Source organism: Occallatibacter sp. FHG110214_02 (assembly GCF_059115385.1).
On sequence record NZ_JBZYWK010000021.1, the window covers coordinates 53,934 to 68,948 of the forward strand.

At 54.2% G+C, this 15,015-nt stretch carries 10 protein-coding genes; all 10 read left to right on the top strand.

The genetic code is table 11. The features are described 5' to 3' along the window. Positions 1 to 5: 5 nt before the first annotated feature. Genes AC5S3R_RS16405 through AC5S3R_RS16450 form a run of 10 tightly spaced genes read left to right on the top strand, consistent with a single transcriptional unit; the run spans position 6 to position 14,992 of the window. Positions 6 to 1,220, top strand: a complete 1,215-nt coding sequence (locus tag AC5S3R_RS16405; RefSeq protein ID WP_494268235.1) for a CIS tube protein — start codon at positions 6 to 8, stop codon at positions 1,218 to 1,220. A gap of 27 nt (positions 1,221 to 1,247) precedes the next feature. Next, complete coding sequence (locus tag AC5S3R_RS16410; protein ID WP_494268236.1) at positions 1,248 to 1,418, top strand: hypothetical protein; 171 nt, start codon at positions 1,248 to 1,250, stop codon at positions 1,416 to 1,418. Between the two features lie 6 nt (positions 1,419 to 1,424). Beyond that, a complete protein-coding gene (locus tag AC5S3R_RS16415) occupies positions 1,425 to 2,513 on the top strand; it encodes a phage late control D family protein (protein WP_494268237.1) in 1,089 nt (362 codons plus the stop codon). Continuing rightward, complete coding sequence (locus AC5S3R_RS16420; protein ID WP_494268238.1) at positions 2,510 to 3,211, top strand: phage baseplate assembly protein V; 702 nt, start codon at positions 2,510 to 2,512, stop codon at positions 3,209 to 3,211. Before AC5S3R_RS16415 ends, AC5S3R_RS16420 begins: the two co-directional genes overlap by 4 nt. Next, positions 3,205 to 4,863: a hypothetical protein gene (locus AC5S3R_RS16425; RefSeq protein ID WP_494268239.1), complete on the top strand. Its 1,659-nt coding sequence runs from the start codon at positions 3,205 to 3,207 to the stop codon at positions 4,861 to 4,863. Before AC5S3R_RS16420 ends, AC5S3R_RS16425 begins: the two co-directional genes overlap by 7 nt. Then, positions 4,863 to 5,255: a GPW/gp25 family protein gene (locus AC5S3R_RS16430; protein ID WP_494268240.1), complete on the top strand. Its 393-nt coding sequence runs from the start codon at positions 4,863 to 4,865 to the stop codon at positions 5,253 to 5,255. Before AC5S3R_RS16425 ends, AC5S3R_RS16430 begins: the two co-directional genes overlap by 1 nt. Before the next feature lie 4 nt (positions 5,256 to 5,259). Further along, entirely contained in the window at positions 5,260 to 7,461 is a 2,202-nt protein-coding gene (locus AC5S3R_RS16435) for a putative baseplate assembly protein (RefSeq protein WP_494268241.1), read from the top strand. A gap of 10 nt (positions 7,462 to 7,471) precedes the next feature. Next, on the top strand, positions 7,472 to 10,909 hold the full coding sequence (locus AC5S3R_RS16440) for an Ig-like domain repeat protein (RefSeq protein WP_494268242.1): 3,438 nt from the start codon (positions 7,472 to 7,474) through the stop codon (positions 10,907 to 10,909). 3 nt (positions 10,910 to 10,912) lie between these two features. Next, positions 10,913 to 11,935, top strand: coding sequence for a hypothetical protein (locus AC5S3R_RS16445; protein ID WP_494268243.1), 1,023 nt, complete (start codon positions 10,913 to 10,915; stop codon positions 11,933 to 11,935). A 9-nt stretch (positions 11,936 to 11,944) separates the two neighbouring features. After that, positions 11,945 to 14,992, top strand: a complete 3,048-nt coding sequence (locus tag AC5S3R_RS16450) for an Ig-like domain repeat protein (protein ID WP_494268244.1) — start codon at positions 11,945 to 11,947, stop codon at positions 14,990 to 14,992. The last annotated feature ends 23 nt before the right edge of the window (positions 14,993 to 15,015 follow it).

Below are 15,015 nucleotides of genomic sequence, written 5' to 3' on the forward strand. Positions count from 1 at the left end.
GTGGAATGAGCCAGACAAATCCCAATTCGATAACTCCGCCAACGGTGGTGAAGGCGACGCTAGCAGCACTAGGCAAAGATGGAAAGCCCACAGGCACGCCGATTACCGTGCACTTTAATCCGTCTTCTCTCGTGTACACAGTCCAGGGATCGAGCCCGCAAAAAAGCGGAGACCCGAATAGGCGGCAGTATGCGGCGATATTCACGGGCAAGCTGACGATGGACCTGCAATTCGATGCAACAGATACAGGCTCGGATGTGCGGACGATAACAAGCCAGGTTGCAATGTTTATGCAGTCCTCGTCGGCGTCAAACAAGCTGAGCGCTAACAATAACGACAATGGACAAAACCCGCCTGCGCCTCCTGTACTGAGCTTTGATTGGGGGGCATACCACTTTCAGGGCTACATGGAATCTTTCAGGGAGACAATCGATTTCTTCTCTGCAGATGGGATTCCGTTGAGATCTCTAGTAAGTATTGGGCTGGCACAACAGAATAAGACTTTATCAACCGTGCAGAGTGCCGGCTCAAACACCAGTAATCCATCCACCCTTGTGCCAACATCCGGCACTGGGCCAGGCGCGGGGCAAGACGAAAACACTTCATCGAATGGACCAGGCTCTAGTGGCACAAGTATAACCGCGTTTGCCACACAGGGCGGCGATGCAAATGCTTCCCGCGCACTTGCGAGTGCAAACAACATTGAGAATCCGCGCTTCACAGGAGGAGCCATTCTGTCTGTCAGCAATGGGATTCAGCTAAATCCTGCTGTGGGATTTGCTACGAGCACTTCTGCCAGCGCTGGAGTCTCAGGAGGGTTAGGGCTAAGCCTGACTGGTGGAGTTGGAGTATCGAGTGGAACTAACGTTTCAGGCGGAGCAGGTGTTTCGTTCGGCATTGGCGCAAGTGTTTCTTCCAGCGCAGGTGGGCAAGTGGCCTTGGCAACGGGAGGCGGAGCACTGTTTGGTTCATCCGCTTCTGCCGGTGTGCCTGCAACGCAGGGCGCGTTTTCCGGACTCGAAAGAGGGCGTGCTGTAGTAAGCACAACGGCGCAATTGGATCCGTCACGGATGTTGCCTTCGACAGTGGGATCGGATGTTTCTGCGGGCGCTGGGGCTAGTTTTGGGCTGGGTGGTATAGCGCTTGCTCAGGCGGGATTTTCAGCCAATGTAGGCGTGAATTCCAGCCTGACTGACCGGCTGACATTTGACGGGGACTGATGCGCAGCACCGCTCTGGAGGAAGAATATGGCAGTCAACATCGATGAATTGCAAGTTGAAACGCAGCAGCCTGCATCACAACTAAACGCATCGCACACTGCATCAAGCAACGAGCATTCAAAGCACGATACTAAGGCAGAAATCATGTTCGAGATAGAAAGGAATCGCGAACGCGAACTGCGTTTGCGCGCGGACTAAGGACCTATGCCTGAGACTCCCGTCACCACCGCTGCCGTTTACAGCGCCGTACCCACCGTGCAGGTGGAAGGGCAATTGAACGACAAAGTCACTGCGCAACTGCTTGCGATGAAGATGCGCGAGCAGGAAGCGGGAATGTCGAGCCTGGAGTTACGCCTCAGCAACTTTGGCACTTTCAACGACGGGACAGCAGGAATGGTTTTTGAAGATGGGAAGATATTAAAACTCGGCACAAGCCTTACAGTGTATGCCGGTCTCGTTACTTCGCCAACTGAGATTTTTCGAGGTAAAGTATCTGCGCTGGAACTCGTTTATCCCAGTGATGGACCGCCGGAACTGATGGTAATGGCAGAGGACACGCTGCAAGGCGCTCGTATGAAGCGACGCACAAAGAACTGGGAGCAGACATCGCTTTCCAGCATTCTGCAGGATGTCGCGAACAATCTAGGGCTGACTCCCGTGACCGATGACCTTAATGCCACTATTGGTGACGAACTTCAGTTCAACGAGAGTGATTTGTATTTTCTGCGCCGCCTGCTCGCTCGCTATGACGCGGATTTGCAGGTGGTGGGCACGGAACTGCATGCTACGCTGCGCAGCAGCGCTCAGCGTAATGCAATTGTGCTGGATATGAATAGCCAGCTGCATGAAGTGCGTGTAATGGCGGACCTTGCGCATCAGGTCAACCAGATTACATCTACGGGATGGGATTACGATCAGGGGCAAACAATTTCCGTTACCAGTAATACAACGTCTCTTGGTCCCGGTTCAGGACGCACCGGAGGATCGTGGCTTTCGGATGCGATCGGAAATCGATCAGAACAATTAGCTCAATATGCAACGCTCAACGAGACAGATGCACAAGCTCTTGTGGATGCTGAATTTGTTCAGAGAAGCCGCAGATTTGTGGTGGCACGAGGCGTGGCAGAAGGCAATCCATCACTGCGTGTAGGAAGCTATCTGACGTTGACGGGGTTAGGGCCGCGGTTTTCTAACACTTACTACACCACGGCAACAGTGCATCGCTTCGATATCTACAAGGGCTATGAAACAGAGTTCACCGCAGAATGCGCGTACCTGGGAGACGGCCAATGAGCATGCTCATGCGAGACACGATGGTAGGACTCCTCGGGCCGGCCCTATTCCTGGCCACGGTGACCGATGTCAATGATCCGTCGAGTCATAACCGCGTGAAGGTGCGGCTGTATAACGCAGATGGAATCAACGATCAGGACGGGCCCGTATGGGCTCGCGTATCGGTGCCTTTTGCGGGCGACAATCGTGGTGCATTTTTTATTCCGGATGTGGGTGATGAAGTGGTCGTAGCATTTCTCGCAGGCGATCCCCGTTTCCCTATCGTGCTGGGCAGCCTTTGGAACGGCGCCGATACAGCTCCTGAAGCACTTGGCGGATCAGGTGACAGCGTAGACCGCTGGACGATCACAGGCAAGGCAGGCACGCGCATCGCAATTGTGGAGCAGCCAGCATCCAGCGCTACTATCTCGCTCACCACGCCTGGCGGACTCACAGGAAAGATGACCGATGAAGGTAGCTCGATTGAGTTCAGCGATTCTTCGCAGACTTCTGTACGGATTGATTCCAGCGGCGTAACGATCAATGCGCCGACAGCACAAGTGCAAATAACAGCGGCATCTTCTGTCTCTGTGACATCGCCACAGGTAAGTGTGAACGCTGCCATGAGCACGTTCAGCGGAATTGTGCAGTGTGACACGTTAATTGCAACGACGGTGGTCTCAAGCACATATACGCCTGGAGCTGGGAATGTATGGTAAAGCATGACATAGCGGTGAACGGTGTGCAGTTCTCCGGGGCCACACAAATGACGCCCACCGTGCTGCAAATGAACCGGGAAGATTTTCCGGATGCCTTCCTGCGCGATCTCGGAACGATTCCGCAACCAAATCAGGCAAGCACATCTTCTGCAACACGAATTTCTTCCGCGCAGCCCATAACTACTTCCAGTACATCTCCGGCAACGCTTTATCAGCCTGTATCGGGCGTAGTACATGTGGCATTAGTACAGTTGAATTGCAAAGTTATGGGCTCTCCGCGTGTAGATCCTACGAAGATACTTTCTGCCGGTTTGGTAATTCGCCGTGTGCCGCGTGTCAATGGCATAAGTCAGATCAGCAGTGCAGCAGGTTCCGCATGGCCGTGGATGAAAAATCCTACCGGGAAGTCGGGATGGATTCAGCCTCCGGCAGTCGCACAAAATGGATCGCTGCAATTGCCGCCAATCTGGTCTCCAGACGATGACCCTGACCCTACAGAACGTCCGCAGCTTCAATCAGGAAGACCAGATCTGGACCTGCTGCTTACAAGTCAGTCACTCTCATCTTCTCTGACAGAAAGCTGGACACCCGCATTTGCCGCTGCACCTGCTGTCTGCAACGCTGCACAGCGCACCATGGTTTACGCGCTGATCCCTACAGCCAGTAGCGAAACAAACACGCTGCAGTCATCTTCCATTTCACAATTAGCCGATGACGACCTGTTACCACTGCTTACAGTCTTTCTAAAAGCAGGCAGTCATGTCGTTCCACAGGCGGATCAATATGTGACCTATCAGCTCATGATTGATTCCAATGCTCAGGCGCAAGGCAAGAGCGACTTCACAAGTTTCGCGGCCACATTGCGGCTCTTGTACTCAGTATTCAATGCGTTCGACGGCTCAACTACGGCACAGACATTGCTCAATGAACTGGATAAATACAGTGTCACAGTGTTTGACGATAATATCCAGGCCTATATTTCCAAGCCAATGGGGGCTTTCTATCAGGATGCCGCCACGAAGCTGATTGCCTACGATCCCAACGATTCATCAACGCCGAATGTTCCGCAATTGCGCATGCCGATTCAGTGGCAATTTTTCAATGACGAACAGCAGAACTTCCTGCTGGCAGTTATGAAATCGGTATTGCAGACACGCGGCCAGGCTTCGTCATCACCGCAAGGGCGCTATCAAGATGCCAGCCGTCTCTATCGCATGCGCATGTTCTTCCGCATTCAAGGCGAGACGCCATCCTGCCCAACGCAACTGCTATGGAGCGACTACAGCGATCCTTTCCGGTTTGGCGCATGGTATGAAAGCGCAGGGCGATCGACCGCGCCCGTGCCTATGCCTGACCCATTCGATCCAAACACGCTCAAGAACTCCAAGCCAAGCGCTTCGTTTGCTGTACCTCCCAAACTAATGAGCGCCATGCAGTCATCAAGCCTAACATCACCATCAGCAGGATCATCTTCCGGAGTCAACATTAACTGGATCTGCGGCTTCAGTATTCCGCTCATCACTATCTGCGCTTTCTTTGTACTGAACATTTTTCTATCACTATTGAATATCGTTTTTTGGTGGCTACCGTTTATCAAGATTTGCATTCCACTCCCGGTAGCTGCGCCAAGCACTTCAGGAAGTGAGGACTAATGGCAACGACAAACTACAGCGATCCGATCTCCTGGCCGTTGTTGCCGTATCCGCAAAACGGGGCGTTGAGCTACAACTCGCTGGAGCAGTGCGTGCGCGATTCAATTCGCATCATCCTCACAACTCAGCCCGGCGAACAGCTTATGCAGCCTCTCTTTGGCGCAGGGCTACAGAATTTCCTTGATGAAGGAAATACTGTTGCTGTCCGGCGCAAGATTCAGTCGGCAATCATGAATACTTTGCAAACGTATGAAACAAGAATTTCCGTAGACAACGTAGAAGTTGAGACGATAGCGGGTGCTCCGTCACAAGTCCATGTACAGATTTTCTACCGCCTGTTGCGCACCAATCAGCAACAGCAGGTAGGCGTAACCATGCAGCAAGGCGGATAGAACAGTGCCACTGATACCACCAGCTCTTGACGACCGTTCTTACAGCGACCTAGTGCAGGATATGCTGGCCAGCATTCCCGCGCATACGCCAGAGTGGACGATTCAGCAACCAGGAGATCCGGGCCGCACATTGATCGAGCTGTTTGCGTGGCTTGCTGACTCGGTACTCTACCGGGCAAACCTGATTCCGGAACGCCAGCGGCTCGCATTTCTCAAGCTGCTTGGGTTGCCTCTGCAGCCCGCTGCAGCAGCCTCTGGAATACTTTCAGTATTTTTGAATTCATCTGCAACGAATGCTGTAACGCTGGCCACTGGCGCATCGGTTTCAGGGCCAGTGAAATTTGAAACTTTGTCAGAGGTTGATGTGCTTCCTGTAACTGCGCAGGCATACATCAAGGCCCCTTTGACGACAGCACAACAACAAGCTGCTTTGCCATTACTGCAGGGAATGCAGTCACTCTACAGCATGGCGAATATTCCTTCTGGCTATACAACTACGCCTGCCTTCGCCAACAATGCGGCTGATCCCAATGGCATAGATGTATACAACGATACGATTGATCAGTGCCTGTGGGTTGCCCTGCTGGCAGGCAAGCCGGCAAATCTCGGCAGCATACGCGCTGTGCTCGGTGGCAAGGACGGAACGCGCATTCTTAGCCTCGGATTCGCTCCAGCCATAACGCCTACAGATCCGCTCGCAGAGTACGGCCCACAATCGCCGATTCCAATCACCTGGCAAATCAGCGGTGGCACGGCTGCTGGGGAGCCGCTTGTGTATTACCCGTTGAGCGTGGCAAGCGATACAACGCAAGGGCTCACCACTGCGGGGATTGTGCAACTGGTATTGCCGCAAGCATCTGACATAGGCGCGCCAGCGAATGACGTGCGCAGCGATACACAAGCCGGTGTGGGGCCGAAGCCGCCACGCATCGATGATCCGAATATCGACTCGATGCTCGTAACATGGATTCGCATCAACGTCCAAAGCCCGCTGACATTGAGCTGGGCTGGCATTAACGCAGTGCCAATCGATCAGCGCACAACATTCAATAATGTGTCTATCGGTGTAAGTGACGGTACCGGCAACCAGCAGTTTTCGCTCGCACAAACGCAGATCGATCCATCAACTTTTCAGCTTGATGTAGATATGCCCGGCCTCGGTTTCCAGTTATGGACACAAGTGGATGATCTTGCGGTGCAGCAGGGTCCGGTAGCAGCGTATCAACTGGACCCGGAAGCTGGGAGTGTGACTTTTGGGGATCAGATGCGCGGAATGATTCCTCCAATGGGTCGCCGGGTGCGTGCGCGTTTAATGCGTGCTGGAGGTGGCGTTGCGGGCAATCTTCCAGCAGGCACACTAACCACATTCAGCAGCGCAACGGACACATCCGGCAATCAGGTTCAAGGGCTAACAATACAGCAGCCCATCGATACCACTGGTGGCGCTGATTCTGAATCACTCGATCAGGCAGAACAGCGAATTCCGGCTACGTTGCGCCATCAGGAACGCGCAGTCACAGCAAACGACTACAAGTCACTCGTTGAGGAGATGCCTGGCAGTGGAGTGGCACGCGTAGAGGTGCTTCCTCTCTTCAAGCCTCAGACGTTGGATACCAATGTCCCCGGTGTCGTTTCCGTGATGGTGATTCCTCCCAAGAGCAACTTGCAACCGCCCTGTCCACGTGCCGACAGGACACTGCTCGAAAACGTCTACGGATATCTGAATCCAAAGCGCCCTGTTGCCGCGGAGATGTATGTAATTGGTACCGACTATGTTGGCCTTGGGATCAGCGTGGCGGTTGAAGTGGCAAGCGGGTATGGCCTGTTGCAGGTAGGCCAACAGGTGGAGCAAGCATTGCGCCAGTATCTGTGGCCCGATCCTCCAGGTGGACCAAGTCAGCAAGGATGGCCTCTTGGTCGAACCGTGCGCAGTCTTGAGCTCGAAGTGATTGCGAGTCAGGTTGCAGGCGTAGTGGAAGTTAATGGTCTGCAGTTGTTCCAGCCAGTGAGCGGTGGTGGATATCAGCAGATTACTCCCGCGAGCGGTAATGCGGAACTAACACTTGAAGACTGGCAACTACCGGAAGTTCTGCAAGTGCTCGTAACCCCCGGCGCGGATGGCTCAGGCGTAGAGCCGGGAAGCTTGACTCCTGCAATCGAAACCGACAACACGGTCGCAGTGCCGGTTGTCCCCAACTTGTGCTGAGTGAAGTGGAATGGATTCCAACGGACTCAAATTCTGGATGCTGAGCCAGCAAAGTGACTGGCCTCTGTCGCCGCCCGTTGCTGGTGCTTCCGCCGCAGCCGACGATGTATCCTCGCTTGCACTCGGCGTAGGAGTTGCGGACACTCAGATTGTCTTGCTCACTCCGCTCCCGGCAGGCGCTCCAGAGTTTGTATCCATCGATGCTGAAATTATGGCTGTCAATGGAATCGATGAGACAGGCTTACAGTTGGGAGTAACGCGAGGTGCACAAGGAACAACGTCAACCAATCATCCACCGGGCGCGCTGGTGCTTGGCCCTGTAGGAATTTTGCACAGCAGTGTTGCTGCAGATGATACGCAAATCTCCGTGCAAGCAACTTTGCCACCGCCTGTCACAGCGGCTCCCACTTCGACAACATCAGAACCACCTGCACCAGCCACAACTTCTCTTTCCAATCACAATGCACCAGCAGGGCTTGCGCCGGGCGTCTTTCTGCAAATAGGCACGGAAACACTGATCGTTTCCGCCGTAGACTGGACAGGCATGAACCTGACCGTAGCGCGCGGCGGTCTGGGAAGCTCTCCCGCCGCTTATTCGACAGGCGCTCCGGTTTTTGCGCCTTTCCCGGCCAATACGCTTTACTACTGCAATTCATCCAACCGGCTTCAACTTGCAAGCATGCGTCTCGGCAATCCTCCAGTTGAATCCTTTGCAGCCGCAGACAGCCTGGTGGAAGCCGTACCGATGACGTGCGACACGTTCGGCAACTACGCGCGTTGGGATTCTGTTAACTGGCAAGTCATGGTGGGGGGAAGCGGCCCAGGTGAAGTGGAAATTTATTCGGCCCCGTCTGGTCAGGCAGTCACCGGGTTGGCAATGGGCTATGACGGCATTCTGTACGTAGCTGTTGGCGGTTCCCTTGTGCTCATTGACCGCCGTGGACGATGGCCGGACTTCACACTCACCGTTCCTGGGTTTACATTCTGGCGGCTGGCAGCGCTGACAACCGGTGGTGTGCTCGCACTCGACAGAACGAAACCACAACTGGGCACAGTGACAGGTGCTCCGCTACAAGTTGGCCCCATAGATGTTCCTAATTCAGGCATTTTGCGCCCTGTCGAACCAAACCCCAATCCACCGCGGATGACAACAATATATGCACTGCCTGCAGGAGAGGTGTTTGTTGGATTAACAGTGGCCGATGAACAATTTGTACTGCTTTCATGGGCAGCGTCTTCCGCAGCAAATACAGCTTCCTATCTGCGCTTCTTCAACTTCACAACTGGACTTGCAACTCCGTGGAAGTTGAATGGCGTTCTCTGGCCTTATTCGCTGGCATGGCTGGGTGAGTCCAAAGTTGCAGTGCTGGCCACGGGACTGAAAGAGGCATTAATCTTCGATATCTCAGAAATCACCGAAACACTACTGGCAACGGGTGATACATACGTACTGGCTGGCATCAACAGCGGCCCCTTCGCACATTGCCTGGGCTTGCCTCCTTACTACGCTGCGAATAATTCCCTTCTGTCGCCAGTTTTGTTGAAAAGCGGAAATGCGACAATCACACTCTCATCACTGGCAACGGGTCCTCATCGCATCCGCGCTGTCTATGGCGGAGATAACGCCAATGCCGCGCAAACCTCTCCTGTTATTGTGCAGACGGTTGCCGACCAGGCTTCCGGAGTTACACTCAGCACATCCGCAAATCCCTCTCTCGTCGCGCAATCCGTGACGCTTACGGCAATAGTCGCGCCTCCGGCAGCTACCGGAACAGTCCAGTTCCTCGACGGCATAACGGCGCTAGGAACAGCAACCATCAGCGCAGGCGTCGCCACGCTTGCAGTTACATCGTTTGCTGTCGGAGACCATTCGATTACAGCCGCATATAGCGGTGATGGATCGCATCCCGCACAAATTTCCGCCACACTGGTGCAATCTGTTGTGCAAGCAGCGTCCACGGTCACGCTTACCTCTTCGCCAAATCCTTCGCTGGCAGGACAGCCCGTAACATTCACAGCGCAAGTCTCACCGAATACAGCCACTGGCTCCGTTCAATTCACAGATGATGAGCAACTGCTTCCATTGCTGCCACTCTCCCTCAACTCACTCGCTGGCTTTGGTTCAACTGATCTGCGCTCTCCCAAAATTATCGATAGTGGCGTAGCACAAGCGACATGGCATCGAGTCTTCATGGAAGCAATCATCCCTCCACGTTGCTCTGTAGTTGTATGGCTTACAGCGGCAGACCAACCATCCGCAATCACTTCGCCAACTGCAACGTGGTATCCGCACGCATTTGGCGATGCGGACATGTCGGCCCTGCCACCACAGACACCAAGGGGAGTATGGCTGTCGATTCCCTCTGAAGTTCCGTTTGCCCAACCGCTGCTAGGCGATGATGTGCCCGTACCCAATCAGCAAGGCCTGTTTATGGTGCTCGTACAACGTACAGGACGTGTCGTGCGCAATCTGGCTGGCCGCTTTCTGGGCATACGCATCGAGCTATACGGAGACCGTCGCAGCACTCCGCAAATTGCCGCACTGCGCGCATGGTCTTCGCGCTACTCCTATGTGCGCAACTATCTCCCATCCATTTACCGCGAAAACAAGTTCAGCCCGGATGCCGACCAGCCCGGAGCGAGCACGCATCGCGATTTCTTCGAGCGCTTCGTAAACATCTTTGAAGCACAGATGACGCGCATCGAAGACCGCGTGGCGAATGCATATCTACTAACGCGGCCGGAAGCAACACCGGACAGCGCATTGAATTGGCTAGGTAGCTGGGTCGGACTTAACCCTGCAGGATATCCGCAGGACCGCCGTCGCGCACGTTTGCTTGCAGCCTCGCAATTGCACAAGCAGCGCGGAACAGTTGCAGGCGTAACACTCGCATTGGATATTGCTACGAATGGTCTCTGCACACGCGGCGCCTTGATCGTAGTGGAAGATTTTCGCCTGCGTCATATCTTTGCAACCATTCTCGGAGCCAATCTCTCTGTCCAGAATGATCCCCTCCTGCCCGGATATTCCGGCAGCAGCAACTCATTCGTCGGCGATACGCTCTTCCTTGGCAACCCGCGCGACCGGGCAGAAATTCTTGCACTATTCTCCGCCGAATTGCCAGAAAGCCTCACGGAACAAACGGCAGTCCAGCAATTTTATGACAGCTTGGCGAACCGAATGACCGTCTTCGTTCACAACCAGGTAGAAGCAGTAGATCTCAACCTTGTGCAAAGGATCGTAGAGCATGAAAAGCCGGCACATGTAGCAGCAGCGATTCGCGTAGCAACGCAGCCCTTCATGGTTGGACTAGCTTCGTTGCTAGGTGTGGACAGCTACCTTGCGCCGGAACCGCCGCCCGATCCCGTGGTTCTCGGCACAAGCCAGATTGGCCGCTACGACAGAGTCATAGAAGCCCCAAGCCTCGATCCGCGATTGGAGACCTGAGCAATGGCAACCGATACTCTTACTCTTAATCCGCCAATAACGCCGCAGCGAGTGTTTTACTCCACCGGGCGCATGCTTGGCGTGGACGACTTTCAGGCAGACCAGGATTACCATCGTGGCCGCCTTGCACGTGCACTTGTCCAGCTCCATGGTACAGGGACCGTCTCTGGCCTACTGGTGCAAACTGATGGAAGCTCCGATGTGACAAAATTGGAGCTGCAAGTTACACCGGGCATCGCCATTGATCGCGTTGGCCGCATCATTGATGCTCCACAGACACTGTGCATCGTATTGAATACATGGCTGACGCAGCAGATTACTGCCTGGCAGAGCCAGCTTGCGAATCCTGTCTCCGAGCAAACAGCAATACCCGATCCCAACACCGCAATTCATGACGGCCACAATCTGATGTGCGATGTCTTCGCTACATTTGTTGGATGCACGCGCGGACTAACTCCTTGCTTTGCCTCTGAAGACGATTACGATGCCACTGATGCCTTCTCCGCCAATCGCCTACTCGATTCTTTCGCGATGCAGTTAGTGTTGCGTACAGATCTAAACCCACTCACGCCAGTAGACCCATGGAAGGCCTCCGGAACCATTACAGCACCCGGCGCGGATCTGACAGCGCCAGCCGCGCCAACGACAACCACGGTATCTCCAACGACCACGACATCTCCAACAACGACACCGGTGGTCACAACCACAGTCGTTCCCACAACGACACCTGCGCCAACCACCACTGCAGTTCCGACGGCAACACCCACCACAACGACGCAGTTGCAGAACCTGCTCCTCGCTGGAACAGCCGGCCCCGCAGCGGCCGCAATAGAGTACCCGCCAAATATGGATACCAGTTCGGTATTTTTAGCGCGTGTACTCATTGCCGCAAAGGCAGGAACAGCCGGCCAGCCTCCCACCTGGGATCTGACCCAAATCAGCATCGACAATAACTCGCGCTTGTTCGTGTATCCGCACGCGCTGCTGGCCCGACTCATCGGACTGCCTTCTGGAACGGAGGCTTAGGAGAACGCCATGCCTAATTACACCGCTGGCAGCACGCGCGTAGCGCTCGACCAACCAGATCTCACCACCTTCCAAAGCAATGGCTCGGTAGTTTTGGATAACCGCCGAGTAAGACCATACTGGTTCGATGGTCGTTTCCTCGACGCACGGGATCTCGAACGCGAACAAGATTACTTCCTACAGCGCGAAGTAGACCTTGGACAGGCGGAAGGCTTCCAGGTGCTGACCGGCCTTATGGTGGATCAGACCGATGCCAATGGTAACTCCGTGGGGTCGGGGTCATTCGTCATCCATGCAGGAGAAGGACTCACGCCTGCCGGTGAAATGGTTTCTGTTGCCGCCGATCTCACGGTTTCCCTTCCCTGCTTGGCAGAACAGGCCGCCATGGACGTGCAGTTGGGGCTATCCATCATGCCCAGGCCGTTGCCAAAAAACCGCACTGGCCTATATGTCATCGGCTTGCAGCCCATGGAGCATACTTCCAATCCAATCTCTTCGTATCCAACAACTGTGCAGGGGCCACGCACTACGCATGATGGCGACATCGTAGAAACTACAGTCGTATCATTAATCCCCTATCCCAATCCGCCGTCCGGTTACCCCGCTGGTCAACAACAAGCAGCTCTCGCCAGGCAAATTTTCTTAACCGGAAACCCGAGCACACTTCCTGATTCCCTGCTTCCATTAGCGCTGGTAAGCGTTCAACAAGGCTCAATCAGTTGGATCGATCCTTACCTCGTCAGGCGCGATACGGGGCAACAATATAGCAGAGTGCGCTTCGGCCTTAGCGATCCATCTGCACAGGAAGCCTATCTGTTGCAATACGATATGCAGCTTCAGTCCATCGTTGCCACGCGTCAGATAAACGGACTAAAAGCCAACATCACGGCTTCGGACTTTCTGCAGGCTATACCTGGGTGCGGACGCTTTCCGCTGGACGCTATCGACACGAAAAATTTCTCGCAGGTCTTCTTCCCGCAAGAGATGGATGTGCGTCTAAGCATCATTCCGAGTGATGAACTCCCTGCACTGCTCGAGGATGGTCTCTCACTGCCGCCCATCGATCTTACGCTCGCATCCAGCGCATACTCCAGCATTTCCGTTCTTACATTGATTCCCGTTTCGCGCGACAACTTTGAAGCGCTCAAGAACTCACTTCCTGTAACGCCGATAAATCCAACTCTTCCGCAAGTACTGGCAAACCGCTCTCCAATGCAACTGCTGAAGTTGTATCAAGGTGCGATCAACCTGACTGCCATATCTCCAGTTACGAACAATGCATGGGCCTCTGCAATCAGCAACCAGCAGTACGCTTTCTATGTTCGTCGCCTGAGCGATCCAACGATGGTGCCTTTCCTCGCGCCTACAGGAGTTACGCTCCGCTCATCAGCAAACCCATCTCAGTTTGGGCAAGCAGTGACTCTCACCGCGGGGCTTTCGCCCACTGCGGCAGAAGGAAGCGTATCGTTCCTGGACGGAACAACAATACTGGGAACTTCGCCAATCACCAACGGTATAGCAACGCTCGATGTTTCAAATTTCTCCGTTGGCACACATCCCATCACTGCAACCTATGCGGGTGATTCCTCAGATGCACCCGGCGCATCTTCAGCGTTGACGCAGATAGTCAACAAAGCTACTGCAACCGTGTCAGTAACTTCATCCGTGAATCCTTCTACGCTGAATCAGTCTGTAACGCTGACAGCTACAGTAACCCCAGCCACGGCCACCGGTACTGTGCAATTTATGAATGGTCAAACAACGCTGGGAACAGGTGCAGTCAACATCAGCGGCGGCGCTGCTACGTTGGCAATCACAACACTCGCAATTGGAACGCACACAATCACTGCCATCTATAGCGGCGATGACAATACAGCTGCTGCCACTTCTGCTGCACTGACGCAGACAGTCAATAAGATTCCGTCCAGTGTGGCACTCACTTCCTCAGTTAATCCCTCCTCGGTTGCACAGCCCACCACACTTACCGCAACAGTAACCCCAACAACAGCAGCGGGCACAATCCAGTTCCTCGATGGCACAACAGCGCTTGGCACAGGTACGATCAGCGAGGGCGTTGCAACATTAGCCGTTACGACGCTAACAGCAGGTACCCACTCCATTACTGCGGTTTATAACGGAGACAGCAACAATGCCACAAGTACGTCTACCTTGCTCACACAAACCGTCAACCGCGTAGCAACGAGCGTAACCGTAACCTCTTCGCTGAGTCCATCTACTGTCGCCCAGGGTGTAACCTTCACTGCCAGCATTACTCCAACAACGACAACAGGCACAGTCCAGTTCCTCGATGGAACAGCAGTTCTCGGAGCAGCGACTCTGAGTGCAGGAACAGCAACTCTGCTTGTCAGCACACTAGCAGTCGGCACGCATTCCATTACAGCCGTATACAGCGGCGACACAAACGATGAGCCAGGCACATCTCCGGCGTTCGCGCAAATAGTCAACCAGGACGTATCGAGCGTAACGCTTAGCTCTTCATTGAATCCCTCAACTTTGGGAACGGCTGTGAACTTCGTAGCCGAAGTATCTCCAAAATCCGCAACTGGCACGATGCAATTCTTCGACGGTTCATCAGCAATAGGTACTGGCACTCTGGACTCAGGCGGCAAGGCTACATTGACGGATGCATCCTTGACAATCGGGGCTCATAGCATCACAGCCGCCTATAGCGGAGATACCGGCAACGCTGCAAGCAAGTCCGCCACTCTCACGCAGACAGTTAACAAGCCGCAAGCAGCCATAAAACTGTCATCCTCTGTAAACCCATCTGCATTGAATCAAGCGGTCACGTTTACAGCAGAAGTCAGCCCGTCCACGGCCACCGGCAATGTGACCTTTACAGATGAGACAACCTCGCTTGGTGTAGTGGCCCTAAAAGGCGGTGAGGCGCAATTGACTGTTTCGCAATCAGCCACTGGAGCGTCCGTGCTTGCTGCAGGAACCCACACAATCACCGCCACCTATTCTGGCGATGACAGCACATCAAGCATTGCCGCCACGCTGCAGCAGACGATCAATCAGCCGTCAATCCAATGACTGGAGCCGCGAAGGAGAAGTCG

Bases quoted from the DNA above. Each gene is read 5' to 3' on its own strand.
- AC5S3R_RS16405 (WP_494268235.1), top strand. From the start codon at position 6: ATGAGCCAGACAAATCCCAATTCGATAACTCCGCCAACGGTGGTGAAG.
- AC5S3R_RS16410 (WP_494268236.1), top strand. From the start codon at position 1,248: ATGGCAGTCAACATCGATGAATTGCAAGTTGAAACGCAGCAGCCTGCA.
- AC5S3R_RS16415 (WP_494268237.1), top strand. From the start codon at position 1,425: ATGCCTGAGACTCCCGTCACCACCGCTGCCGTTTACAGCGCCGTACCC.
- AC5S3R_RS16420 (WP_494268238.1), top strand. From the start codon at position 2,510: ATGAGCATGCTCATGCGAGACACGATGGTAGGACTCCTCGGGCCGGCC.
- AC5S3R_RS16425 (WP_494268239.1), top strand. From the start codon at position 3,205: ATGGTAAAGCATGACATAGCGGTGAACGGTGTGCAGTTCTCCGGGGCC.
- AC5S3R_RS16430 (WP_494268240.1), top strand. From the start codon at position 4,863: ATGGCAACGACAAACTACAGCGATCCGATCTCCTGGCCGTTGTTGCCG.
- AC5S3R_RS16440 (WP_494268242.1), top strand. From the start codon at position 7,472: ATGGATTCCAACGGACTCAAATTCTGGATGCTGAGCCAGCAAAGTGAC.
- AC5S3R_RS16445 (WP_494268243.1), top strand. From the start codon at position 10,913: ATGGCAACCGATACTCTTACTCTTAATCCGCCAATAACGCCGCAGCGA.
- AC5S3R_RS16450 (WP_494268244.1), top strand. From the start codon at position 11,945: ATGCCTAATTACACCGCTGGCAGCACGCGCGTAGCGCTCGACCAACCA.